Origin of the sequence: Glycocaulis sp. (assembly GCF_050485565.1) — a bacterium.
Lineage (GTDB): Bacteria > Pseudomonadota > Alphaproteobacteria > Caulobacterales > Maricaulaceae > Glycocaulis.
On the sequence record NZ_JBJHBQ010000006.1, the window covers coordinates 46,110 to 67,081 of the forward strand.

The following is a 20,972-nucleotide window of genomic DNA, read 5'->3' on the forward strand; positions in this document are numbered from 1 at the left end:
CCCAACCTCAAACCTGCGAACTGCGGGTCAAGCGCCGCAGCTAAATCTTTGATTTCAGACAAGACTTCTCCAGCCGGTGGCAAGCCATATGCTCGCCCCCGAAGCCCGCTCTTGGTCCGTATGGAGATCAGTCGCGTCGGTTCACACAGGTTAGCCAGAGCGCGCCGGGAATCAACATCATTAACCGTGATTCCGGAGCGATTCGGCGCTTGACAAGGAGATTTCCCTGATTGCGCTGGACGTTGCGCAGTGAAAAAAGATTCAGCTGCGGTTTACGTTCCGCAGGCGTTCCTGCCGGGGCGGGTCCGCCGCCATCACGCAGGGAGAAAATTACAGTTCGGAAAGCTGTGCGAACGCCTTGCAGAACAGGCGATCCCGGTAGTTTTCTGAACAGAGAACCAATAAAAAAGCGCGCCTGCAGAACCCCTGCAGACACGCTTTGAACTTGTCCGGCTAAGGACGAGTTTTTATTAAGCTGTCATCGACTTGATGCGGGCCGAAAGGCGCGAAACCTTCCGCGAGCCGGTGTTCTTGTGGATGACGCCCTTGGAAACGGCGCTCATCACTTCAGACTCGGCCGCGCGCAGTGCGTCGCGGGCCTCGGTCTGATTGCCGGCCGCGATGGCCAGCTCCACCTTCTTCACGAAGGTGCGCATGCGTGAACGGCGGGTTTTGTTGGTGGCGGTACGGCGCGCAATCTTGCGCACCATTTTCTTCGCCGAACTCGTATTCGCCATGGATACTCCAGGGGCCTGAAACAGTCGTTGAAACCTATTGCTCTCACTTTCGCGCCGCGCCTCTTGAAAGGCAAGCGATCAGCGATGTGAGGCGCGGCGTATACCTGTGCGCCCCGCCCGCGTCAACCGCGCAGCGCGCTAAATCAGCGGTGGCGGAAATGCGCAGCACGCTTGCTGGCAAAGGCCGCCATGCCTTCCTTCTGGTCTTCGGTGGCAAACTGGGACTGGAAGACGCGCCGCTCAAAGCGGATGCCCTCGGTCAGGCCCATCTCATAGGCCATGTTGACTGCCTCTTTCGTCATCATCGCGATCGGCAGGGATTTGGCACCAATCGTCTCGGCCGCTTCCATCGTGATGTCGAGAAGGTCTTCAACCGGCACGATGCGCGAGACGAGGCCGGCGCGCTCTGCTTCCTCGGCATTCATCATGCGCCCGGTAAGGCACAGATCCATGGCCTTGGACTTGCCGACAGCGCGCGGCAGGCGCTGCGTGCCGCCTGCGCCGGGCATCACGCCCAGATTGATTTCCGGCTGGCCAAATTTGGCGTTCTCGGCGGCGATGATGAAATCGCACATCATGGCGATCTCGCAGCCACCGCCCAGCGCATAGCCCGCCACGGCGGCGATAATCGGCTTGCGGAAGCGCGCAACCGACTCCCAGCTCTTGGCGAAGGGATCGTGCATGTAGAGCGAGACGAAATCGCGATCCTGCAATTCCTTGATATCGGCACCGGCAGCAAATGCCTTGGCAGAGCCGGTCAGGACAACACAGCCAATATCCTCATCCGCCTCGAAAGCCTCCAGCGCTGCCGCCAGCTCCGAGGTCAGCTCGTCGCAAAGCGCATTGAGCGCGGCGGGGCGGTCAAACGTGATGACGCCTACCCGGCCTTCGGTTTTGGTCTGGATCGTCTTGTAGGCCATCTTGAGTACTCCTTGAGGATGACGCGCTGTCTGCCGTGTGCGCGAAGTCCGATGCGGCGGACTGCATACAGGAACCCCGCCGCCGGGTCGACACCCGGCGGCGGGCCGTATCTGCATAACGCTGAAATGCGTCCAGGTGTTCAGTCGCGGCGGGTGACCGTATGACCTTGTGCCTGCAGTAATGCGACGACCCCGTCATCACCGGGCATATGGCCTGCACCCACGGCGACAAAATGCGTGCCGCCCGCGGCAAGCATCGCCTCGATATGAGGCACCCAGTCGTGATTGCGGTTCACCATCAGGGCTTCATACAGCTCCGGGCTGGCATCACGGATCGAGCCGTTCACCTGGGAGTCGAGCATGTCCATGTCCCCGGTGGCCCAGGCCGTCACCATCCGGTCCAGCTCACCGCGCAGATCCCCCATCTCGTCCAGGCTCACCCGCAACCACTCGATCTGGATGTCCATCGGCAGATCGGCGAGAATACGCAGCTGGCCTTCAGCCGTTTCCAGATAGCCGATGGATTTGCCTTGCGCGTTTGCCTGCGCGCTCAGGACCGCTTCCACGCCCATCGCCGGGTTGAACCCGAAGGACTGAAGCTGCATGGCGCCCAGCGTGATCCCGGCAAGCCAGGGCTGCACCGGCTCGAAATTGCCCGCCGGAACACCAAGCTCGGCCGTTTGCGCCTCGAACGCCGCAAATGTATCGGGACCCAGAAGCGAGGAGAGGGTTACACCTTGCGGGTTCAGGCCAAGCTGCGGGATCAGCGCCTGCATCCGGGCTTGCGCCTCGGCGCTGAGCACATCGGCTTCAAGCCAGAGCGTATCGGCCTCATCAAAGGCCGCATTCACGGCATCAGACCGCCAGTTCAGGGCATCGGGCAGCAGGTGGAAGGTACCCAGCAGATGAACCGTCGCGCCATCAGCCTCGATGGTCCACAGGGCCGGAGACGCCTCAATGGTGGCATAGTCGGTGGCGTGGCTGTGCTCAGGAGATAAAAGACCTGTCCCGGCGAGCAGGCCCAGCACCGCAAAGCCCGCATTCCTGATAACATTCTTCAGCATAGATAAGACCTTCCAGCTTCATGTTGGCGTGACCATCATGGACCGCGCCGGGGTGCCACCACCAGACCGCTGGTGACGTTCGCGATCATCGCTGGCAATCGGGACAGAAAAAAGTCGAGCGGCCCTGCTGCACGATGCGCGATATCGGCTTTGCACACACACCGCCGGCAGAGCTGCCCCGGCATGGCTCGCCCTCGCGGCCATAAGCGTCAAACCGGTGCTGGAAATAACCCAGCGCGCCGTCCGCGCCCGCATAGTCGCGTAAAGTAGACCCGCCTGCCTCGATCGCCTCGGCAATGACATTACGTACCGCCACGGCCAGCGCTTCAGCGCGCTTGCCGGCAATGGTATGGGCCAGCCGCCTGGGGCTGATGCGCGCGCGCCATAGCGCCTCGCACACATAGATATTGCCCAGCCCCGCCACGACGCGCTGGTCCAGCAATGCGGTCTTGATGGGCGAGCGCCGCCCTTTCAGCGCTGCTGCCAGATGAGGGCCGGAAAACTGATTTGAGTCTGGCTCCGGCCCCAGCAGTGCCAGATAGGGGTTGTGCGCCTCCTGAGCGGTATCAAACAGCGCCATGAAGCCGAAACGGCGCGGATCATTATAGGTGACCCTCACACCGCCCTCCATCTCCAGCACGACATGATCGTGGGCGGGATTGGCGGGCGCCGCATACACAAAATCGCCCGGCTGGCGCGCCATGTCATCTGCGGCAATCGAGAACCGGCCCGACATGCCCAGATGCATGAGCAGGGTTTCACCTGATCCCAGCCGCGCGAGCAGATATTTCGCCCGCCGGTCGAGCCGCTCCACCTGGATGCCGGTCAGGCGCTCGGCCATGCGCTCCGGGAAGGCAAAGCGCAGATCGGCCCGGTTTACCTGCGCGGACACAATGCGCCGCCCTTCCATGGCCGGAATGAGACCCCGTCGAACCGTTTCCACTTCAGGCAGTTCAGGCATGGCAGGGCCTCGTTCTCTAAAATGATGCGTCTTGCAGCTTAGAATGTGGCCGCGCGCTGTGCTAAGGCGAGGGCCAGTATCACATGAAGGCCCGCCATGATCCGAATACTTGCCCCGATTATCACGCTTGGCCTGCTTCTGGCCGCCTGCAGCCCGTTTGACGAGACCGCGCCGCGCACGCTGACCGCCACGCTGAGCGTGGGTGAGCCCGTGCGCCTGCCAGACGGGACAGCCGTGCTGGTGGAGCTGATCCCGGTTAACGGAGACGGCGACGTGGTCGCGGAAGCCAGCGCTGTGCTGGACGGGGCCGACCTGCCGTTGGAAGTGAGCCTGACCATCGATCCGGCCCAGCTTGAGGACGCTTCAACCTATGCGGTGCGTGCGGCACTGGCATGGGATGGTGAGCTGCGCTGGCTGAGCGCCGCCATTCCGGTGGATGTCCGCCGGCAACGGATCAATGCAGGCGAGATACATCTGGACCCGTTCGACACAAGCCTGCCCGCAGCGGCAGACGAAACGCCCGTGGCGGAGGCCGAGGAAGCGATATTCCTGTGCGCAGACGGCCTGGTGATCCTCGACCGCACGCCAGTGGGCGCCACGCTCTCGGTGGAAGACGCCGAATACCCGCTTGGCCCGGCCATGGCAGGCGAGGCCGAAGGCGTGCTGCGCCATGAAAGCGCAGACGGACAGACATGGTTTGACGATGCCGGGGCCACTGCAAGATACGCTGTTGAGGGCGAGGCCGGGCCGGACTGCGTGCGCCTTTACTGATCCGGTCCATCTGCCGCACTGGCAGCTTTCAATGACGAGGGATAGGCTAACCCCATGAGCGATACCAACACCACATCCTTCGGCTTTCGCGAGGTCGCGCGCGAGGAAAAGCAGGGCCTTGTGCGCGGCGTGTTCGACCGCTCGGCGCGCCGCTATGACCTGATGAATGATGTGATGAGCCTTGGCATCCACCGGGTGTGGAAAGACATCACCATTACGCGCGCAAGGCCAAAGCCCGGCGAGCGCCTGATCGATGTGGCGGGCGGAACGGGCGATCTGGCCCGCGCCTTCATCGAGCGCTCCAGACGCCCGGGCGAAAAGCCCGCCACCGCCATCGTCGCCGATATCAATGAGGAAATGCTGCGCGCTGGCATCAAGCGCGGCCAGGCCGACGGCATTGAATGGACCGTCGCCAACGCCGAATGCCTGCCCTTTGACGATAAAAGCGCCGACTGCGTGATGATCGGCTTTGGCATCCGCAATGTGACCGACCGCATGCAGGCCCTGCGCGAGATGCACCGGGTATTGAAGCCCGGCGGGCGTTTCCTGTGCCTGGAGTTCTCCCGGCCGGTCACGCGTTCAATCGCGAACATCTATGATCTGTGGTCGTTCAAGGCGATTCCCGAGCTGGGCGCCCTCATCGCGAAAGACCGCGACAGCTATCAGTATCTCGTCGAATCCATCCGCCGCTTTCCCCATCAGGAAGCCTTCGCCGCCGAGCTGCGCGAGGCAGGCTTTGGAGAAGTGAAGGTGACGAACCTGTCCGGCGGCATCGCCGCCCTGCACACCGGCTGGCGGGTAGGTTGACGGTAAAAGCGCCGCACATGCGCCCCCTCGCCAAACCGGGCTTTGCCCCCTAAACCTCGCGGCGTGATGTTTGGACCTGTCTTCACCTTCTTCCGGCTTATCCGCGCGGCGTGGACGCTGGCGCGTCATGACGCCATGTTCCCGGTTGAGTATCAGGCCGTCTTCCCGGCACCGGCACGCTTCGCCGGGCGGGTGGCGCGCCTTGTCGCCATTCGCGGACGGGCGGACAATCCCGGCGAGCGGCTGGCCCGCGCACTGGAGACGCTGGGCCCGTCCTATGTGAAGCTGGGTCAGGTACTGGCCACCAGAGCCGATGTGGTGGGCGTGCATTTCGCGCGCGGCCTGTCGCGCCTGCAGGACCGGATGGACCCCTTCCCCGATGCCGAGGCCCGCAAGGTGGTCGAAGCCGAGCTGGAAGCGCCGGTAGCGACCCTGTTTGCGGAGTTTGGCCCGCCCGCAGCCGCCGCCTCCATCGCTCAGGTCCACAAGGCGGTCACCCATGATGGCCAGACCGTCGCGGTGAAAGTGCTGCGTCCCGGTATCGATCAGCGCATCCACAAGGACATTGCCGTGCTGCGCATGGGCGCGGGTCTGGCGGTACGCTTCTTCCCGGCTTCACGCAGGCTGGAACCGCGCGCCTTTGTCGAGACCGTTGCCCGCTCGCTTGTGCTGGAGCTGGATCTGCGCATGGAGGCAGCTGGTGCCAGCGAGCTGATGGAAGCCGCCGTCGCCGCGCAGAACCTCCACATCCCCGAAGTGATCTGGCCGCTGACCGCCAAGCGCGTGCTGACCACCGAATGGATCGACGCCATCCCGCTGACCGATATCGACGCCGTTGACGCCGCCGGTATCGACCGGATCAAGCTCGCCTCCGACATCACCGATGCCTTCCTGACCTGCGCGCTGGAGCGCGGCGCGTTTCATGCCGACATGCATGCCGGCAATCTGTTCGTGGGCCGCGATGGAAAGCTGTGGGCGGTCGATTTTGGCATCGTAGGGCGGCTGGAAGGCCCGGAGCGGCGCTATCTGGCGCGCATCCTTCACGGCTTCCTCACCCGCGATTATGACCGCGCCGCCGATGCCCATTTCGATGCCGGCTATGTGCCCTCTCACCATGCGCGCGCGGACTTCTCCGCTGCGCTGCGCTCAGTCGCCGAGCCGATCTTCGGCAAGCGCGCCGACGAGGTGCCGATGTCGCGCGTGCTCCTGCAGCTCTTTGAAGTAACCGAGCTGTTCGACATGCACCTTCAGCCACAGCTCATCCTCCTGCAGAAGACCATGGTGCAGGTAGAGGGCGTCTGCCGCACCCTCACCCCCGCCCATGATATGTGGGAGGCATCCGCGCCCGCCGTAGAACGTTTCATGCGCCGCGAGCTGGGGCCGGAAGGGCGGGTGCGCGATATCTTCCGCGATCTCGAACGCCTGCATACCAGCCTTGTCGCCCTGCCCGTCACGCTGGAGCGCCTGACCGAAGCCGCCGAGCGCATGAACGCGCCTGATGATCTGGCCCAGCCCGCCCGGCATGCCTGGGTGACCGGTGCGGCCATCGCCGTGGCAGCCGCCAGCCTCGCCGTGCTGCTCACCCTTGCCCTGACAGGTCGCCTTGCAATGTAAGCACGCATGTGCTTATATAGAGGTGGAGGTGCATGATGCGCGAACGGCCCGGACATCCCTTTGATCACGAAACGGCTCAGTCAGCGGATGCGCCGGTGAACGAGACACGCAAGCTGCGCAAGACCGGCAATAGCTATGGCGTAACGCTGTCGCGGGCCGCGCTGGATGCGGCAGGCTTTTCGCCTGACCACCCGGTGGCGGTCATCGCCGAACCGGGACGCGTCATCATCCGCGCCGCAGGCGGCGCTTATGACGACACGGTGGAAGCAGGCCGCGAAGCGATGGCCCAATACCGTTTTGCGCTTGAGGCGCTGGCGCGATGAGCGTGCGCCTGCCCGATTATGCAGGCTATCTCGCGGTTATGGGGGAAGTGCTCGCCGAAAGCGGCGGCACGCCCCTGCAGCTGCGCGATGAGGGTCTGCTGCAATCCGCCTTCGCCCGGCCTGAAAACCTGATGGCCTACGCCAACGGGTCCGAGGATGTATTCGGCGTAGCCGCCAGCCTTGCAAACGGCATTGCGCGTAACCACCCCATTGTGGACGGGAACAAGCGCGCTGCTGCAACGGCGTTTCTGATTACGCTGTTTCTCAACGGCATCAGGATGGATACAACGCAGGCAGACTTGGCTGAAACCTTTCAGTCCCTTGCCGCCGGCACACTCGACGAGCACACTCTCGCCGACTGGGGCAGGCACCAGGGCGTTGAAGACCCCCGCTTTGTCCGGTAGGGCGGCAGTGATCCAATTGCGTGTCGCACAGCTCGCGGAGACGACATGACCCGGCGCATCCTTCTCATCATTTCCGGCGGTATCGCCGCCTATAAATCGCTGGAGCTGATCCGCGAGCTGAAACGGCGCGAGGTGGGCGTCAGCTGCATCCTCACCGATGCCGCCAAGCAGTTCGTGACGCCCATGAGTGTCGCCGCGCTGTCGGGCGAGAAAGTCTATGACAATCTCTTCTCCCTCACCGACGAGACCGAGATGGGCCATATCGAGCTGTCGCGCTCGGCAGACCAGATCGTCGTTGCCCCTGCCACCGCCAATATCATGGCCAAGGCCGCCCACGGGCTGTGCGATGATCTGGCCTCCACCGCGCTGCTGGCCACCGACAAGCCCGTCCTGATGGCCCCTGCCATGAATGTGCGCATGTGGGAGCATGCCGCAACTCAGGCCAATCTCGCCACGCTGAAAAGCTATGGGATAGCCTTTGTGGGACCGGACGAAGGCGAGATGGCATGCGGAGAGTTCGGGCCGGGCCGTATGGCCGAGCCTATGCGCATCGCGGAGGCGGCGCTCAGCCTCCTGAACGCATGATGACACCGCACATCATCGTCACGGCCGGGCCGACGATCGAGCCGATTGATCCGGTACGCTTCCTTTCCAACCATTCTTCCGGGCGGCAGGGCTATGCGCTGGCCGCAGCCTTGGCGGCGCGCGGCGCGCGCGTGACGCTGGTTTCAGGCCCGGTCAGTATTGAACCGCCAGCAGGCATCGATCTGGTCAGGGTCCAGACCGCGCTGGAAATGCACGACGCCGTGATGGCCGCCCTGCCGGCTGACGCCTATATCGGCGTCGCTGCCGTGGCCGACTGGCGCCCGGCCACCCGCCATGCCAGCAAGATGAAAACCGACAAGGCGGGCTTTGCGAGCCTGCAGCTCGTTGAAAACCCTGACATATTGAAAGCCGTCGCAAGCCTCGACCGAGACCGCCGCCCGGCACTGGTGGTCGGGTTTGCCGCGGAGACAGCCGCCGATCAGGACACGCTCGAGGCGCTTGCGCGCGCCAAGCTGGAGCGCAAGGGCTGCGACCTCATCATCGCCAATGACGTGTCGGGCGACGCGATGGGCGGGGCAGAGAATGCGGCGCTGATCGTGTCGCGCAACGGGACGGAAGTCTTGCCGCGTGCGCCCAAGGAAGCCATTGCGGCGAAACTGGGCGATTCAGTGATGGCCTTGTTACGCATGCCTATGCAGCGCTAGGCTCCGGGGCGTTCTGGCCGATGGATTGAAGGTCTCCGTCCGCGGCTGCTATCAGGAGTTTCTCCATGAAGACTTTGTTCGCCAGCGGTGCCGCCCTTATTGCGAGCTTTGCGATGGGCGCGCCTGCGCTCGCCAATTGCTTCGCCATTCCGGGGGAGGCCGGCGCCCAGCCAACAGTTATCCAAGGTTTCTCCGTGCAGGAGGCCACCGCCCGGCCCGGCCCGCTGCAATTGCCGCCTTTGCCTGAAGGAACGGGCGCCATCCTGTGCGACCGCGACAGCGTTGTGCCGGCCCGCAACGACTTCAAGGTCCTGTTGACGGGCCTGCCGCTGATGATCCGTGCCGGCACGGCCGATGACCCCACCGTTCTCAGCATGGGTATTGATGACGGCAACTACTCCATCAGCATCATGATGGGATCGATTGATGACGCGGAGCGCTCGGCCATCATCGAGGCTGTGGAAGGCTTTGACGACGGCATTGACGAAATGGAGCGCTGGATGGAAGAAAATCCGCAATAGCGGCTTCCAGCGGGGGATTCTTTCATGGTTCAGGTGCGCATCAAGGCGCTGGAGCATTTTGCGGGCCTGGACCTTCCCCGCTACCAGACACCGGGATCGGCGGGCATGGATTTGCCCGCCGCACTCCCCGAAGATGCGCCGGTCACCCTGCAACCCGGTGAGTGGCAGCTTATCCCCACCGGCCTCGCGATTGCCCTGCCCGAAGGCTATGAGGCGCAAGTGCGGCCCCGCTCGGGCCTGGCCGCAAAGTTCGCCATTTCCTGTGTCAACACGCCCGGCACAATCGATGCCGATTATCGCGGCGAAATCCGTGTGAACCTCATCAATCATGGCCGCGAACCGTTCGTGGTACGCCGGGGCGAGCGCATAGCCCAGATGGTTATCGCGCCCGTGGTTCAGGCCGAGCTGGTACCGGCTGACACGCTGGACGAAACACAGCGCGGCGCGGGCGGCTTTGGCTCGACGGGCGTCTAGGCTGACAGGGCTGCAGGCGCAGGGTCGCAATAGCTTTTCACGTCGAATATGCGCTGATCGACAATGATGTCGGACGGGCGCAAGGGGCGTGACAGCTCCATTCCTTCCAGCGTGCGCGCACGCGACAGGGCGACATACGCCTGACCGTGCGCAAACAGGCGGCCCGGCAGATCGAGATAGACCCGGTCCAGCGTCAGCCCTTGCGCCTTGTGAATGGTCATCGCCCAGGCGAGCCGCAGCGGCATCTGGGTAAAGCTGCCGACCGTTTCCTTCTTCAGCGCCTTGGCCGCCGCATCATAGCTATAGGCGTGGCGGTCCCACTGCACCGGCTCGATGCGGTGGACCTCATCGCCGATTTTCACCATCACGCCGGCCTCGGCAAAGCCCACCACCTCGCCCAGCGAGCCGTTGACCCAGCGCCCGCCCGGATCATTCCTGAGCAGCATGACGCGCGCACCGCGTTTCAGGATCAGCGGATCATCGGTCGGCATGATGCGCTGATCGAACTGGCCGCTCGTCTTGCCCTCGATCAGTTCAGGCTTGCCGGGCAGGGCATCCAGGCGCTGCGCATTGATGCGGAAGGCAGCTTCATTGGTGGGGGTCAGCACGACATGGGTGGCGCTGGCCTCCAGCCCCGACCGGCCCGTGACGCGCGTATTGAGCACAGCGCCTTCCTCGCGCGTCAGCTCGCCGGTACGCACCGCATTGAGTATCTGCACAAAATCCGGGTCTGCCTGACGGTGAACCTTGGTCAGTTCCAGCATGGAAAATCCGGCGTCACGAAACGCGGGCGGGTGGAAGAAGAACGGCCCGCCATAGGCCATCTCCAGATAACCGGCCTCTTCATCGCGCACGACAGGAGGGAGCTGGGAGAGATCGCCCACCACGATCATGCGCACCCCGCCAAAGGGCTCAGAGCTTTCCCGGTTGAGGCGCAGGCTGGCATCAATCGCCCACATCATGTCGGCGCGCACCATGGAAATCTCGTCAATGACGAGGGTTTTGAGCGCCTTCACCGCGCGCGCATTGCGCAGGCGGCGAATGTCGGACGGCTCCACAAGGCGCGGCGGCAGGCGGAAAAAGGCGTGCAGCGTCTGCCCGCCCGCCTGCATGGCGGCAACGCCGGTGGGCGCCAGCACGGCAGCGCTGGAACCCAGACGCTCCAGCACGGCGCGCGTCAGCGTGGTCTTGCCGGTCCCGGCCCTGCCGGTCAGGAAGACGTGGGCGCGGCCATTGACCAGATAGTCCAGCACCGGGCCATCAAGATCAGCCGAAGCGGGAGATTTGGCGGGTGTATCAATCATCGGCGCAGGCTGACGCGGTTTGCGACCCACCGCCAGTGCCAAGGACCGCCCTGTTCACACCTTGTTGTGCTCTGCTGGAGGGTCAGTAGATCTCCGGCGCGCGGCAGGCATCCCCGGCAAAACGGAAATCGCGCACAATCCCGTCGCTGGCGACCACAAAACGCGTCTCACACTCCACCATCCAGCTGCGCGGCGGCGTGTAGACCGTCTCCTCATACTGTTCGATGCGGACATGCTGGCGTCCGGCCCGGTCGGTCCAGACGATGCGGCGCTCACGCGGAATGGTGGAATAACCGCCTGGATCATGGCGCTGCTCGGCCACGAAATAGGTCCACACCTCCGAGCCATCGCTGAGATAATCGCGCGCCACCGGAGAGCCACGCTCCACGATCAGCATGTCGGCTGACTGGCCCAGATGCAGCGCCGCCTGCTGGCGATAGCCTTCCTGCGTCGCACACGCCGTCAGTATCAGACCCAGAGCCGCCGCCACCATCAGGCGTGGCCGTGAATTCCGCCGCACAATCCCCTGTGCCATGAGACACCTCCCTTGGACCGTTTCGAGCCAAGCGTGCTATGGCGCTGATGAACCCTGCCTGAAAGGATGCGTAAAGGTGCGCGAGACCGATATCGACCGTCATGCCCGCCACATCCTCCTAAAGGAAATCGGCGGCCCCGGTCAGGCAAAGCTAGGCGCGGCGCGCGTGGTGATGATTGGCGCGGGTGGGCTGGGCGCACCGGCGGCCCTTTATCTGGCCGCCGCCGGGATTGGCCAGATCACACTTGTCGATCCCGACACGGTGAGCCTCGACAATCTCCAGCGGCAGGTGCTCTTCCGCACGAGCGACATTGACCGCCCCAAGGTGGATGCCGCGAAGGATGCGCTTCACGCGCTGGACCCGGCGGTCAGCATTGAAACCCACTGCCTGCTGGCCGATGCCGGCAATCTGCCCGCCCTCCTCGAAGGCGCGGATCTGGTGCTGGATGGCTGCGATGATTTTGCGACCCGCTTTGCGGTCAATGATGCGGCCATCGCCGCGCGCATCCCGCTTGTGTCGGGTGCGGTGGGGCGCTGGGACGGGCAGGTTTCCACCTTCGCGCCGCATCTGGGGCCGCACGCGCCCTGCTATCGCTGTCTGGTGCCGGATATTCCCCCCGACGCGGAAAGCTGCGCAGTCACCGGCATTGTCGGGGCGATTACCGGCATTGTGGGCACGCTGATGGCGCTCGAAGCGATCAAGCTCATCACCGGCGCGGGCGAGCCGCTCATTGGCCGGATACAGATAGTCGACGGGCTTTCAGGAGGGCTTCGCACCGTGAAGCTCGCCCGCGATCCGGCGTGCGAAGCGTGTGGGGGGTAAGGGGGGGCGTCTCTTGTCTCCCGCTGCCTCCAAATACTGTCATGGCCCGGTTTATCCGGGCCACCCATGCCTGAGAGGTCAAATCTCGGGCCGCCCTGCGGCCCGCAAGCGCGAACGCGCGCCCGCGACTTTTCGCGGAACATCGCAACGCGGACGCGTTGCGGAACTTAAAGAGGCATGGGTCCCCCGGACCGCTTCGCGGCCGGAGGATGACAGGCTCTCAAGCCGCCGCGTCGGCTTCCTCCAGCCGGGATGCGTCCGGCTCATAGCCGAGCACTGGCGCGAGCGCCTTTTCGGCCTCTTCCATGCTCCAGCCCTTGCGCGCCGCATAGTCTTCTACCTGATCGCGCATGATGCGCCCGACGGCGAAATAGACGCTGTCAGGATGCGCCAGATAAAGCCCTGAAACGGAGGCTGCCGGGTACATGGCCCGGCTCTCGGTCAGTTTGATGCCGGTGCGCTGCGGCGCTTCCAGCAGCTTGAAAAGCAGGTCTTTCTCGGTGTGATCGGGCTGGGCGGGATAGCCGGGTGCCGGGCGGATACCGGCATAGGCTTCCTTGATCAGCTCATCGGTGGAAAGCTTTTCATCCTTCGCATAGCCCCAGAGCTCCTTGCGCACCCGCTCATGGAGATACTCGGCGAAGGCTTCGGCAAACCGGTCCGCCAGCGCCTGGAACATGATCGCGGAATAGTCGTCATTGGCCTTCTTGAAGCGCTCGGCGATCTCGTCCTCGGCATCACCTGATGTAACGGCAAATCCGCCCACCCAGTCGGTCACATCGCTGCGTACAAAATCGAAGATGGAGAAATAGGGCTTGTCGCCATCCTTCTCCGCCTGCTGGCGCAGGCCGTAGAACTTGCCAAGCCGCGAGTTGCAAGCCTCGTCAGCGAAGACGGCAATGTCATCGCCCTCGCGCCGGGCAGGCCACAGGCCGACAACGCCCTTGGGCTTGAGCCAGTCGCCCTCCACCATCTGTTTCAGCATCGCTTGCGCATCGTCAAACAGCGCGCGCGCGGCCTCACCCCGGTTGGGGTCGTCGAAGATGGCCGGATAGCTGCCCTTCATCTCCCAGCTGAAGAAGAAGGGCGTCCAGTCGATATAGGGCACCAGATCTGCAAGGCGCACATCATCGATCGTGGTCAGGCCCGGTTGCAGCGGTTTGACGGGCGTGTGGCCAGTGGCATCGGCATCGAACGCCTTGGCACGCGCATCAGCCAGCGTCACCCGGCGGCGATTGCCTTGGGTACGGGCGCGGGTCTCGCGGATGCGGGCGTAATTGGCCTGTATCTCGTCCCAATAGGGCTGGCGCTGGGTGTCAGAGAGCAGCTTGGAAACCACGCCCACAGCGCGGCTGGCATCATGCACATGGATGACCGGCGCCTTGTGGTAGGCCGGCTCGATCTTCACGGCTGTATGGGCCGGGCTGGTCGTTGCCCCGCCGATCAGCAGGGGTATGTCAAAGCCCTCGCGCTCCATCTCGCTCGCCAGAAACACCATCTCGTCGAGCGAGGGCGTAATCAGGCCCGACAGGCCGATAATGTCGGCCTTGTGCTCGCGCGCGGCCTCCAGGATTTTCTCCGGCGCGACCATGACGCCCAGATCAACCACGTCATAGCCGTTACACTGCAGCACGACGCCGACAATATTCTTGCCGATATCGTGCACATCGCCCTTCACCGTCGCCATGATGACAAGGCCGTTGGATTGCTTGTCCAGCCCCGCCGCCTCGCGCTCGGCCTCCATATAGGGGAAGAGATGGGCGACGGCCTTCTTCATCACACGCGCCGATTTGACCACCTGCGGCAGGAACATCTTGCCCTCGCCGAAGAGGTCTCCCACCACATTCATCCCATCCATGAGCGGGCCTTCAATGACGTGGAGCGGGCGCTCGGCGGACTGGCGGGCCTCTTCGGTGTCTTCCACCACGAACTCATCAAGGCCCTTCACGAGGGCATGCTTCAGACGCTCTGCAACGGGCAGAGAGCGCCATTCAGCGGCGGCCTTCTCTTCGGCCTCTCCGGTGTCGCGATAGGCTTCAGCGGCCTCCAGAAGGCGCTCTGTGGCATCCTCGCGGCGGTTGAGGATCACGTCCTCGACCAGCTCGCGCAGCTTCGGCTCGATCTCGTCGTAAATCTCCAGCTGGCCGGCATTGACGATGCCCATATCCATGCCCGCCTTGATGGCGTGATAGAGGAAGACCGAGTGCATGGCCTGCCGCACCGGCTCATTACCGCGGAAGGAAAAGGAGATGTTGGACACACCGCCGGAGACATGCGCGCCCGGCAGCCGCTTCCTGATCTCGCGCGTCGCCTCGATGAAGGCGACGGCATAGTCGTTATGCTCCTCGATCCCGGTGGCCACGGCGAAGATATTGGGATCGAAAATAATGTCTTCGGGCGGGAAGCCCAGCTCATCGACAAGGATGTGATAGGCGCGCTCGCATATCTCGACCTTGCGCTCCTTGGTGTCGGCCTGACCGTCCTCGTCAAACGCCATCACCACGACGGCCGCGCCATAGGCAAGGCAGGCTTGCGCCTGTTTGCGGAAGCTCTCCTCGCCTTCTTTCAGCGAGATGGAATTGACGATGGCCTTGCCCTGCACGCATTTCAGGCCCGCCTCGATCACCTCCCATTTGGAGCTGTCGATCATGATCGGCACGCGGGCAATGTCCGGCTCGGTGGCAATGAGATTGAGGAAGGTGATCATGGCCTGCTTTGAATCGAGCAGACCCTCATCCATGTTGATGTCGATCACCTGCGCCCCGGCCTCGACCTGCTGGCGCGCCACATCAAGGGCAGTCGCGTAATCGCCCTCCTTGATCAGCTTGCGGAAGCGCGCAGAGCCGGTGACGTTGGTGCGCTCACCAACGTTTACAAAGACGGCACGGGATTGGGCAGTTTCAGTCATAAATCACGAAGCCAGTTCAAACGGCTCAAGGCCGGACAGGCGCATGGCGCGCGGACGCTCCGGCAGAGCGCGCGGCTTGCCCGCAAAGGCCGCCTTCGCGATGGCGGCTATGTGTTCGGGCGTCGTGCCGCAGCACCCGCCGACAATGTTCACAAGGCCGGTTTTCGACCAGTCGGCGATATAGGCGGCCGTTTCCTCTGGCGTCTCGTCATACTCGCCAAACGCGTTGGGCAGGCCGGCATTGGGATAGGCGAGTACGCGCGTGTTCGCGATGCGGCTCATCTCGGCGACGTAAGGGCGCAGCTGCTTGGCACCCAGCGCGCAGTTCAGCCCCACCGCCCACGGCCGGGCATGGCGCACCGAGTTCCAGAAAGCTTCGGTGGTCTGGCCCGACAGGGTGCGGCCCGATGCATCGGTAATGGTGCCCGACAGCATGAGCGGGATCGCCGGGTCCAGCTTTCCTTCATTGCGCAGATCCAGCACGGCCTTGATCGCCGCCTTGGCGTTCAGCGTGTCGAAAATCGTCTCGATCAGGATGAAGTCGACGAACTCGGCCATGGCGAGCGTCTGCTCGGCATAAGCCTCGCGCACCGCATCGAAGGTGACATCGCGAAAGCCGGGGTCTTCCACCGACGGCGAGATGGAGAGCGTCTTGTTGGTCGGACCGATAGCGCCCGCCACTGCGCGCGGCGTCCCGGTTTCGGCCTCCACCGCATCAGCCGCCTCACGCGCCAGCCGCGCACCCTCGCGGGCGATTTCGGCGGCAAGCTCTTCCATCTCGTAATCGGCCTGCGCGATGGTCGTGGCCGAGAAGGTATTGGTCTCGATCAGGTCCGCACCGGCCTCGAAATAGGCCACGTGGATATCGCGGATCGCATCGGGCTTTGTGAGATTGAGCAGATCGTTATTGCCCTTGAGCGCCTTGCCCCAATCGGCAAAGCGCGCGCCCCGGTAATCCTCTTCACTGGGCTTCAAGCGCTGGATCATGGTGCCCATCGCGCCGTCCAGCACCAGGATGCGCTTTTGCGATTCCGCTTCGAGCGCCTCAAGGCGCGATTTCCGGTCAAAACTCATGGGATCAGGCCGCCATTTCCACCGGGCGCACGCCCAGCAGCCGGCAGGTCGCCAGCGCCAGCTCGGCCCGGTTCAGGGTGTAGAAGTGAAACTGGTCGACGCCATTGTCCGACAGGTCGTGGCACAGATCGGCCACCACATTGGCGGTCAGCAGCTCGCGCGTACCCGGATCGCTTTCCAGCCCGTCAAACAGGTCAAACAGGCGCGCCGGGATCGTCGCCCCGCAAAGCCCCGCCATGCGGACCAGACCTTCGAAATTGGATTGCATCATAATGCCCGGCACGATGGGGATATCGATGCCCGCCTTCTGAACCCGGTCGACATAGCGGAAATACACATCCGCATCGAAGAAGAACTGGGTGATGGCGCGCGTCGCGCCATTGTCGATCTTGGCTTTCAACAGATCGATATCGTGATCGAAGCTCGCGCTTTCGGGATGCTTTTCCGGATAGCAGCCGACCGACACCTCGAAATCACCGAGCTTTCGTATGCCCGCCGTCAGCTCTGCCGCATTGGCATAGCCGCCCTCGCAAGGCTCATAGCGATCGCCTACGCCGCTGGGCGGATCACCGCGCAGCGCCACGATATGGCGCACGCCCGCATTCCAGTAATCGCGGATGACATCATCAACCTCCTCGCAGCGCGCATCCACACAGGTCAGATGGGCTGCGGGTTTGAGAGCCGTCTCCTCCACGATACGGCGCACCGTGCGGTGTGTGCGGTCACGCGTCGAGCCGCCCGCCCCGTATGTCACCGACACATAAAGCGGGTCGAGCGGTGCCAGCCGCGAGATGGAATCCCACAACCGCTCCTCCATCGCCTCGCTCTTGGGCGGGAAGAACTCAAAGGATATGGCCGGGCCGGGCCGGACCGGCAGGGTGCGCCCATCGGGCATGGTGCCGCCTCGCATCGCAAACAACTACATAAAGATATCTTTATGCGATTATCTGGATTGCTTCAATGCCAAAGACACAAGTCCATCTTGGGAATTGCTGCGTAAGCCCTACTTGACCATGATGATAGGACGGCTGCGGGGCCGGACTGAGCGGTGTTGGGGAAGTTGCACCATGCGTGCTGCATGCATGACCGGACTTGTTGTTCTGGCTGGCCTGGCGCTGGCTGCGTGTACGACGCGGCCGCAATCGCTGGAGGCAAACGATCCGTTGGAGCCTCTGAACCGGGCCGTATTTGACTTCAACATTGCCGCTGACCGGGCCGTCATTGCGCCGGTGACCTATGCCTATCGCGGCGCGGTACCGCGCACCGGACGGCGCGGCGTGCGCAATGTTCTTCGTAACCTCAATGAACCTGTCGTTCTCGCAAACCTGCTGCTGCAGGGCCGTCCGGGTGATGCCTTCGCGACCGCCAGCCGCTTTGGCCTGAACACGATCGTCGGCGTTGGCGGCCTGTTTGATGTCGCCAGCGAGGCAAACATTCCCCGCCGCGAGACCGATTTCGGCCTGACGCTCGGCCATTGGGGCGTGGACAGCGGACCATATATGGTTCTGCCCCTGCTCGGCCCGTCGAGCGTGCGCGACACCACAGGTCGCTTCGTGGACCGCTATCCGCACCCGGCCTACTGGATTGAAGATATTCGCGAAACCGACGCCATCTGGGTGTATCGGGGCATTTACGCCCTGGATGTGCGCCTGCAGCTGGATGAAACTTTCCGGAGTCTGGAACGTAGTGCGATTGATCCCTATGTTCAGCTGCGCTCGGTTTACCGGCAGAACCGGGCCGCCGCTCTGGCACGCGGAGAGGATTTCGACGATCTGCCGGATTTCGACTGACGTGATGGGAGCCATGTCAGCCACCAGGACAGGAAACATGCTCCAGATATTCAGACTTCCCGCCATCAGCCTTGCCGCAGCCTTCGCGCTGCTCACCTTCGCCCAGCCTTCGCACGCGCAAAGCGCCGGCGAGGCAGAAGCCTTCGTTCAGCGTGAAGCGCAGGAGGTGATCAACGCCCTGCAAGCCTTCCACGACGGCGAGCTGGACGAGGAAACGCTCAAACGCAATTTCCGCGACCGGATCGACATGCTGGCCGATGTGCCGCGCATCACCCATTTCGTGCTGGGGCGTTACCGCCGCGGCGCGGACGAGGCAGAGCTGGAGGAATTCCGGACCGTGTTCCGCGAGTTCGCCATCAATGTGTATGAGCGCGAGCTGGGCAATTATGCCGGCCAGACGCTGGAGGTGACCGGCTCGGTCACGCGTTCGCAAGGCGATTTCATCGTGCGCTCCACCGTGCGCGGCAACGGGAATGGCGAGGATGTGCCGGTGAACTGGCGCGTGATGAGTGGTGATGACGGCATGAAGGTCGTCGATGCCGAGGTGATGGGCGTATGGCTCGCCCAGACCCAGCGTGAAGAGATCACCAGCATTATCGGCAATGCCCGCGGCGATATCAGCGCCGCGACCCGCGCCCTGCGCCAGCGAACGCGGTGATGCAGAAGCCTGATGTGTCCCTGCCCGCCCGCCTTGGCGCGCTGGCCGGTCAGTATGACGCCATTTTGTGCGATGTCTGGGGCGTGATCCGGGACGGAGAGAGCCTGATCCAGCCTGCGCTGGAGGCGCTTATCCGCTTCCGCCAGCAGGGCGGACATGTCTGCCTGGTCTCCAACTCGCCGCGCCGCGCACCCTCGCTGGAGCGCTTCCTGAAAGGCATGGGCGCGCCTGATGGCGTGTGGGATGCGGCCGTAACCTCCGGCGATGCCACGCATGCCCTGCTGACGCGCTTCGGCACCGGCCCGGCCTACAAGCTGGGGCCTGATTTTGATGACCCGATCTATGCCGGAACGGGCCTCAAGTTTTCCAGCCTGCAGGAGGCAAAACTCATCTCCTGCACGGGTCTCGTCGATTATCTCACCGAGACGCCGGAGGATTATGCCGGGCTTCTGAAAGAGGCGGCAGCACTTCGACTGCCCATGGTCTGCGCCAATCCCGACATAGTGGTTCAGGGGCCGGGCGGGCGGCTGCTCTACTGCGCGGGCGCACTGGCGCAGGCCTATGAGGCGCTCGGCGGCACCGCGCTCTATGCAGGCAAACCCCATGCGCCTATCTATGAGCTGGCCTATGCGGCGCTGGCCGGTCTGGCGGATGAAACCCCGCCCAAGGCACGCATTCTGGCTATCGGTGACGGGCCGGCCACCGATCTGGCAGGTGCAAATCGCGAAGGGCTGGACTGCCTCTTCATCACAGGCGGGATCAATACAGGCGAAATCAGCTGGCCGGACGGCCGGAGCCCGCGCTGGCAGGCCCCGGACCTCATCTGGTAGGCATTTCTATCAGGGCTGGATGGCCCAGACCGCATCTACATTGACCGAGATCGTGATCTCGCCCGGTGCCACTTCGGTGCCAACATCCATCGCGACGGCCTCCGCGCGGGCATACATCGGATAAGGCTGAGCAGAGCTGCTCTCGCTCAGCGAGATCAGCCGCCCGGTAGAGATACCGGCAGCGTCGGCATAAAGTGCGCGCAGGCGATTAAGCTCGTTCACCGCGCGGCGGCGAGCCTCATCGCGAGCCTCTGCCGGGTCCGAATGGGTAAAGTTCACGCCCTGCAGCTGGTTGGCGCCGGAGGACACCAGCGCATCAATCGTGCGGCCGACCCGGTCCATGTCGCGCACGATCACGCGCACGGTGTTGCTGGCCTCATAGCCGACAATGCGCTGCTCACGCCCACGCTCGGAAGAATCATAGGGCGCGTAGACGGCATTCAGCGACAGGCCGGAGGTCTGGATGTCACGCCGGGCAATGCCTGCGCGCTCCAGAGCCTGAAACACGCCCGACATGGCCCGCGCATTGGCGGCCAGTGCGTCAGCCGCAGTGTCGGCGCGCGTGCGCGCCCCGGCGCTGACCGTGGCCATGTCCGGCGCGATGCGCACCTCGCCCTGTGCCGACAGGGACAGGCGGCCCTCTTGCGTCTCGGTCTGCGCCTGCGCCCATGCAGGCACCGGCATCATCGCCGCCGCGCCCAGCAGCAGGCCGGCGGCCAGTGCCGCGCCCGTCAGCCGCTTACGAAGGGCCGCGCGGGCCGGTGTAACGTTTGAACTATGGTTCATTTTCAATCTCCGCTTCCAATCCGTATCGCGCGCAGGGGTGGTTCTCCCGCGCCCCGGACCGGATAACGATCCGGCATCGTCCGGGGTTGCATCGCGATTTATCCATCTCCCCATGGCCGCAAGGCGAAAGCAAGGCAGGCGGGTGGCGCGGCAATGGCCATAGCGTTCCGGCGGACGCGGAAATTGGCGTGAAGCGCGCGCTTCCCCCTCCCGCCAGCCTGCGCTATCAGGTCCGCACGGTGGGCCTGTAGCTCAACTGGTCAGAGCCGGCGGCTCATAACCGCTTGGTTGGGGGTTCGAGTCCCTCCGGGCCCACCATTTTCCTGTCCTCCCTCGCATCCGCTCGGTCGGTCCTCGCTGACGCTGCGGGCGCGCGGTCGCGCTTGCGAACCCTGCGGGTTCGATATTGGTGCGTCGC

General features: G+C 63.8%; 21 protein-coding genes, 1 tRNA gene and 1 pseudogene. 13 read left to right on the forward strand and 10 right to left on the reverse strand.

Going from position 1 to position 20,972, the window contains the following annotated elements:
* Nucleotides 1-470: 470 nt before the first annotated feature.
* The 4 genes from rpsT to mutM form a co-directional block, all read right to left on the reverse strand.
* Entirely contained in the window at nucleotides 471-737 is a 267-nt protein-coding gene (rpsT, locus tag ACQ5ID_RS08020; RefSeq protein ID WP_429911930.1) for a 30S ribosomal protein S20, read from the reverse strand.
* Between the two features lie 143 nt (nucleotides 738-880).
* Complete coding sequence (locus ACQ5ID_RS08025; RefSeq protein WP_429911931.1) at nucleotides 881-1,657, reverse strand: enoyl-CoA hydratase; 777 nt, start codon at nucleotides 1,655-1,657, stop codon at nucleotides 881-883.
* A gap of 140 nt (nucleotides 1,658-1,797) precedes the next feature.
* Entirely contained in the window at nucleotides 1,798-2,721 is a 924-nt protein-coding gene (locus tag ACQ5ID_RS08030; protein WP_429911932.1) for a TraB/GumN family protein, read from the reverse strand.
* An 85-nt stretch (nucleotides 2,722-2,806) separates the two neighbouring features.
* Nucleotides 2,807-3,682 (reverse strand): bifunctional DNA-formamidopyrimidine glycosylase/DNA-(apurinic or apyrimidinic site) lyase, encoded by an 876-nt coding sequence (mutM, locus tag ACQ5ID_RS08035; RefSeq protein WP_429911933.1) that lies wholly within the window; start codon nucleotides 3,680-3,682, stop codon nucleotides 2,807-2,809.
* Nucleotides 3,683-3,778: 96 nt separating this feature from the next.
* Here mutM and ACQ5ID_RS08040 point away from each other — a divergent pair, with 96 nt between their 5' ends.
* The 8 genes and pseudogenes from ACQ5ID_RS08040 to dut all read left to right on the forward strand — a co-directional run bounded on the left by ACQ5ID_RS08040 (nucleotide 3,779) and on the right by dut (nucleotide 9,846).
* Entirely contained in the window at nucleotides 3,779-4,453 is a 675-nt protein-coding gene (locus ACQ5ID_RS08040) for a YbaY family lipoprotein (RefSeq protein ID WP_429911934.1), read from the forward strand.
* A 54-nt stretch (nucleotides 4,454-4,507) separates the two neighbouring features.
* The gene (locus ACQ5ID_RS08045) at nucleotides 4,508-5,260 is read left to right on the forward strand and encodes a class I SAM-dependent methyltransferase (RefSeq protein ID WP_429911935.1); all 753 of its coding nucleotides are present in this window, start codon (nucleotides 4,508-4,510) and stop codon (nucleotides 5,258-5,260) included.
* A gap of 66 nt (nucleotides 5,261-5,326) precedes the next feature.
* Nucleotides 5,327-6,874 (forward strand): 2-polyprenylphenol 6-hydroxylase, encoded by a 1,548-nt coding sequence (ubiB, locus tag ACQ5ID_RS08050; RefSeq protein ID WP_429911936.1) that lies wholly within the window; start codon nucleotides 5,327-5,329, stop codon nucleotides 6,872-6,874.
* 32 nt (nucleotides 6,875-6,906) lie between these two features.
* A complete protein-coding gene (locus ACQ5ID_RS08055) occupies nucleotides 6,907-7,197 on the forward strand; it encodes an AbrB/MazE/SpoVT family DNA-binding domain-containing protein (RefSeq protein ID WP_371393539.1) in 291 nt (96 codons plus the stop codon).
* Nucleotides 7,194-7,601 carry a type II toxin-antitoxin system death-on-curing family toxin gene (locus tag ACQ5ID_RS08060; protein ID WP_429911937.1) on the forward strand — a complete coding sequence of 136 codons (408 nt, stop codon included), beginning with the start codon at nucleotides 7,194-7,196 and terminating at the stop codon, nucleotides 7,599-7,601. The genes ACQ5ID_RS08055 and ACQ5ID_RS08060 overlap by 4 nt, the downstream gene beginning before the upstream one ends.
* 45 nt (nucleotides 7,602-7,646) lie before the next feature.
* Nucleotides 7,647-8,851, forward strand: a pseudogene (coaBC, locus tag ACQ5ID_RS08065) (bifunctional phosphopantothenoylcysteine decarboxylase/phosphopantothenate--cysteine ligase CoaBC).
* 65 nt (nucleotides 8,852-8,916) lie between these two features.
* Nucleotides 8,917-9,372 (forward strand): hypothetical protein, encoded by a 456-nt coding sequence (locus tag ACQ5ID_RS08070; RefSeq protein WP_429911938.1) that lies wholly within the window; start codon nucleotides 8,917-8,919, stop codon nucleotides 9,370-9,372.
* 24 nt (nucleotides 9,373-9,396) lie between these two features.
* Nucleotides 9,397-9,846 (forward strand): dUTP diphosphatase, encoded by a 450-nt coding sequence (gene dut / locus ACQ5ID_RS08075; RefSeq protein WP_429911939.1) that lies wholly within the window; start codon nucleotides 9,397-9,399, stop codon nucleotides 9,844-9,846.
* On the opposite strand, the gene ACQ5ID_RS08080 is transcribed toward dut, so the two are convergent.
* Together ACQ5ID_RS08080 and ACQ5ID_RS08085 are read right to left on the reverse strand one after the other, a co-directional pair.
* A complete protein-coding gene (locus ACQ5ID_RS08080) occupies nucleotides 9,843-11,150 on the reverse strand; it encodes an ATP-dependent DNA helicase (protein ID WP_429911940.1) in 1,308 nt (435 codons plus the stop codon). The two genes, dut and ACQ5ID_RS08080, sit on opposite strands and share 4 nt — an antisense overlap.
* A gap of 82 nt (nucleotides 11,151-11,232) precedes the next feature.
* Nucleotides 11,233-11,685 carry a hypothetical protein gene (locus ACQ5ID_RS08085; RefSeq protein ID WP_429911941.1) on the reverse strand — a complete coding sequence of 151 codons (453 nt, stop codon included), beginning with the start codon at nucleotides 11,683-11,685 and terminating at the stop codon, nucleotides 11,233-11,235.
* Nucleotides 11,686-11,761: 76 nt separating this feature from the next.
* Between ACQ5ID_RS08085 and ACQ5ID_RS08090 the strand changes: the two genes are divergently transcribed.
* Nucleotides 11,762-12,508 carry a HesA/MoeB/ThiF family protein gene (locus tag ACQ5ID_RS08090; protein WP_429911942.1) on the forward strand — a complete coding sequence of 249 codons (747 nt, stop codon included), beginning with the start codon at nucleotides 11,762-11,764 and terminating at the stop codon, nucleotides 12,506-12,508.
* 220 nt (nucleotides 12,509-12,728) lie between these two features.
* On the opposite strand, the gene metH is transcribed toward ACQ5ID_RS08090, so the two are convergent.
* Genes metH through metF form a run of 3 tightly spaced genes read right to left on the reverse strand, consistent with a single transcriptional unit; the run spans nucleotide 12,729 to nucleotide 17,385 of the window.
* On the reverse strand, nucleotides 12,729-15,416 hold the full coding sequence (gene metH, locus ACQ5ID_RS08095) for a methionine synthase (protein ID WP_429911943.1): 2,688 nt from the start codon (nucleotides 15,414-15,416) through the stop codon (nucleotides 12,729-12,731).
* 3 nt (nucleotides 15,417-15,419) lie between these two features.
* The gene (locus tag ACQ5ID_RS08100; RefSeq protein WP_429911944.1) at nucleotides 15,420-16,490 is read right to left on the reverse strand and encodes a homocysteine S-methyltransferase family protein; all 1,071 of its coding nucleotides are present in this window, start codon (nucleotides 16,488-16,490) and stop codon (nucleotides 15,420-15,422) included.
* 4 nt (nucleotides 16,491-16,494) lie between these two features.
* On the reverse strand, nucleotides 16,495-17,385 hold the full coding sequence (gene metF / locus ACQ5ID_RS08105; RefSeq protein ID WP_429911945.1) for a methylenetetrahydrofolate reductase [NAD(P)H]: 891 nt from the start codon (nucleotides 17,383-17,385) through the stop codon (nucleotides 16,495-16,497).
* Between the two features lie 172 nt (nucleotides 17,386-17,557).
* On the opposite strand from metF, the gene ACQ5ID_RS08110 reads away from it, so the two are divergent.
* Genes ACQ5ID_RS08110 through ACQ5ID_RS08120 form a run of 3 tightly spaced genes read left to right on the forward strand, consistent with a single transcriptional unit; the run spans nucleotide 17,558 to nucleotide 19,768 of the window.
* On the forward strand, nucleotides 17,558-18,280 hold the full coding sequence (locus tag ACQ5ID_RS08110) for an MlaA family lipoprotein (protein WP_429911946.1): 723 nt from the start codon (nucleotides 17,558-17,560) through the stop codon (nucleotides 18,278-18,280).
* A 37-nt stretch (nucleotides 18,281-18,317) separates the two neighbouring features.
* A complete protein-coding gene (locus ACQ5ID_RS08115) occupies nucleotides 18,318-18,938 on the forward strand; it encodes an MlaC/ttg2D family ABC transporter substrate-binding protein (RefSeq protein WP_429911947.1) in 621 nt (206 codons plus the stop codon).
* Nucleotides 18,938-19,768 carry a TIGR01459 family HAD-type hydrolase gene (locus ACQ5ID_RS08120; protein WP_429911948.1) on the forward strand — a complete coding sequence of 277 codons (831 nt, stop codon included), beginning with the start codon at nucleotides 18,938-18,940 and terminating at the stop codon, nucleotides 19,766-19,768. Before ACQ5ID_RS08115 ends, ACQ5ID_RS08120 begins: the two co-directional genes overlap by 1 nt.
* A 9-nt stretch (nucleotides 19,769-19,777) precedes the next feature.
* Here the strand turns inward: ACQ5ID_RS08120 and ACQ5ID_RS08125 are convergent, their stop codons facing one another.
* Nucleotides 19,778-20,554: an SIMPL domain-containing protein gene (locus ACQ5ID_RS08125; protein WP_429911949.1), complete on the reverse strand. Its 777-nt coding sequence runs from the start codon at nucleotides 20,552-20,554 to the stop codon at nucleotides 19,778-19,780.
* A gap of 241 nt (nucleotides 20,555-20,795) precedes the next feature.
* Between ACQ5ID_RS08125 and ACQ5ID_RS08130 the strand changes: the two genes are divergently transcribed.
* Nucleotides 20,796-20,872: transfer RNA gene (locus tag ACQ5ID_RS08130), tRNA-Ile, on the forward strand.
* The last annotated feature ends 100 nt before the right edge of the window (nucleotides 20,873-20,972 follow it).

Bases quoted from the DNA above. Each gene is read 5' to 3' on its own strand.
- rpsT (WP_429911930.1), bottom strand. From the start codon at position 737: ATGGCGAATACGAGTTCGGCGAAGAAAATGGTGCGCAAGATTGCGCGC.
- ACQ5ID_RS08025 (WP_429911931.1), bottom strand. From the start codon at position 1,657: ATGGCCTACAAGACGATCCAGACCAAAACCGAAGGCCGGGTAGGCGTC.
- ACQ5ID_RS08030 (WP_429911932.1), bottom strand. From the start codon at position 2,721: ATGCTGAAGAATGTTATCAGGAATGCGGGCTTTGCGGTGCTGGGCCTG.
- mutM (WP_429911933.1), bottom strand. From the start codon at position 3,682: ATGCCTGAACTGCCTGAAGTGGAAACGGTTCGACGGGGTCTCATTCCG.
- ACQ5ID_RS08040 (WP_429911934.1), top strand. From the start codon at position 3,779: ATGATCCGAATACTTGCCCCGATTATCACGCTTGGCCTGCTTCTGGCC.
- ACQ5ID_RS08045 (WP_429911935.1), top strand. From the start codon at position 4,508: ATGAGCGATACCAACACCACATCCTTCGGCTTTCGCGAGGTCGCGCGC.
- ubiB (WP_429911936.1), top strand. From the start codon at position 5,327: ATGTTTGGACCTGTCTTCACCTTCTTCCGGCTTATCCGCGCGGCGTGG.
- ACQ5ID_RS08055 (WP_371393539.1), top strand. From the start codon at position 6,907: ATGATGCGCGAACGGCCCGGACATCCCTTTGATCACGAAACGGCTCAG.
- ACQ5ID_RS08060 (WP_429911937.1), top strand. From the start codon at position 7,194: ATGAGCGTGCGCCTGCCCGATTATGCAGGCTATCTCGCGGTTATGGGG.
- ACQ5ID_RS08070 (WP_429911938.1), top strand. From the start codon at position 8,917: ATGAAGACTTTGTTCGCCAGCGGTGCCGCCCTTATTGCGAGCTTTGCG.
- dut (WP_429911939.1), top strand. From the start codon at position 9,397: ATGGTTCAGGTGCGCATCAAGGCGCTGGAGCATTTTGCGGGCCTGGAC.
- ACQ5ID_RS08080 (WP_429911940.1), bottom strand. From the start codon at position 11,150: ATGATTGATACACCCGCCAAATCTCCCGCTTCGGCTGATCTTGATGGC.
- ACQ5ID_RS08085 (WP_429911941.1), bottom strand. From the start codon at position 11,685: ATGGCACAGGGGATTGTGCGGCGGAATTCACGGCCACGCCTGATGGTG.
- metH (WP_429911943.1), bottom strand. From the start codon at position 15,416: ATGACTGAAACTGCCCAATCCCGTGCCGTCTTTGTAAACGTTGGTGAG.
- ACQ5ID_RS08100 (WP_429911944.1), bottom strand. From the start codon at position 16,490: ATGAGTTTTGACCGGAAATCGCGCCTTGAGGCGCTCGAAGCGGAATCG.
- metF (WP_429911945.1), bottom strand. From the start codon at position 17,385: ATGCCCGATGGGCGCACCCTGCCGGTCCGGCCCGGCCCGGCCATATCC.
- ACQ5ID_RS08110 (WP_429911946.1), top strand. From the start codon at position 17,558: ATGCGTGCTGCATGCATGACCGGACTTGTTGTTCTGGCTGGCCTGGCG.
- ACQ5ID_RS08115 (WP_429911947.1), top strand. From the start codon at position 18,318: ATGCTCCAGATATTCAGACTTCCCGCCATCAGCCTTGCCGCAGCCTTC.
- ACQ5ID_RS08120 (WP_429911948.1), top strand. From the start codon at position 18,938: ATGCAGAAGCCTGATGTGTCCCTGCCCGCCCGCCTTGGCGCGCTGGCC.
- ACQ5ID_RS08125 (WP_429911949.1), bottom strand. From the start codon at position 20,554: ATGAACCATAGTTCAAACGTTACACCGGCCCGCGCGGCCCTTCGTAAG.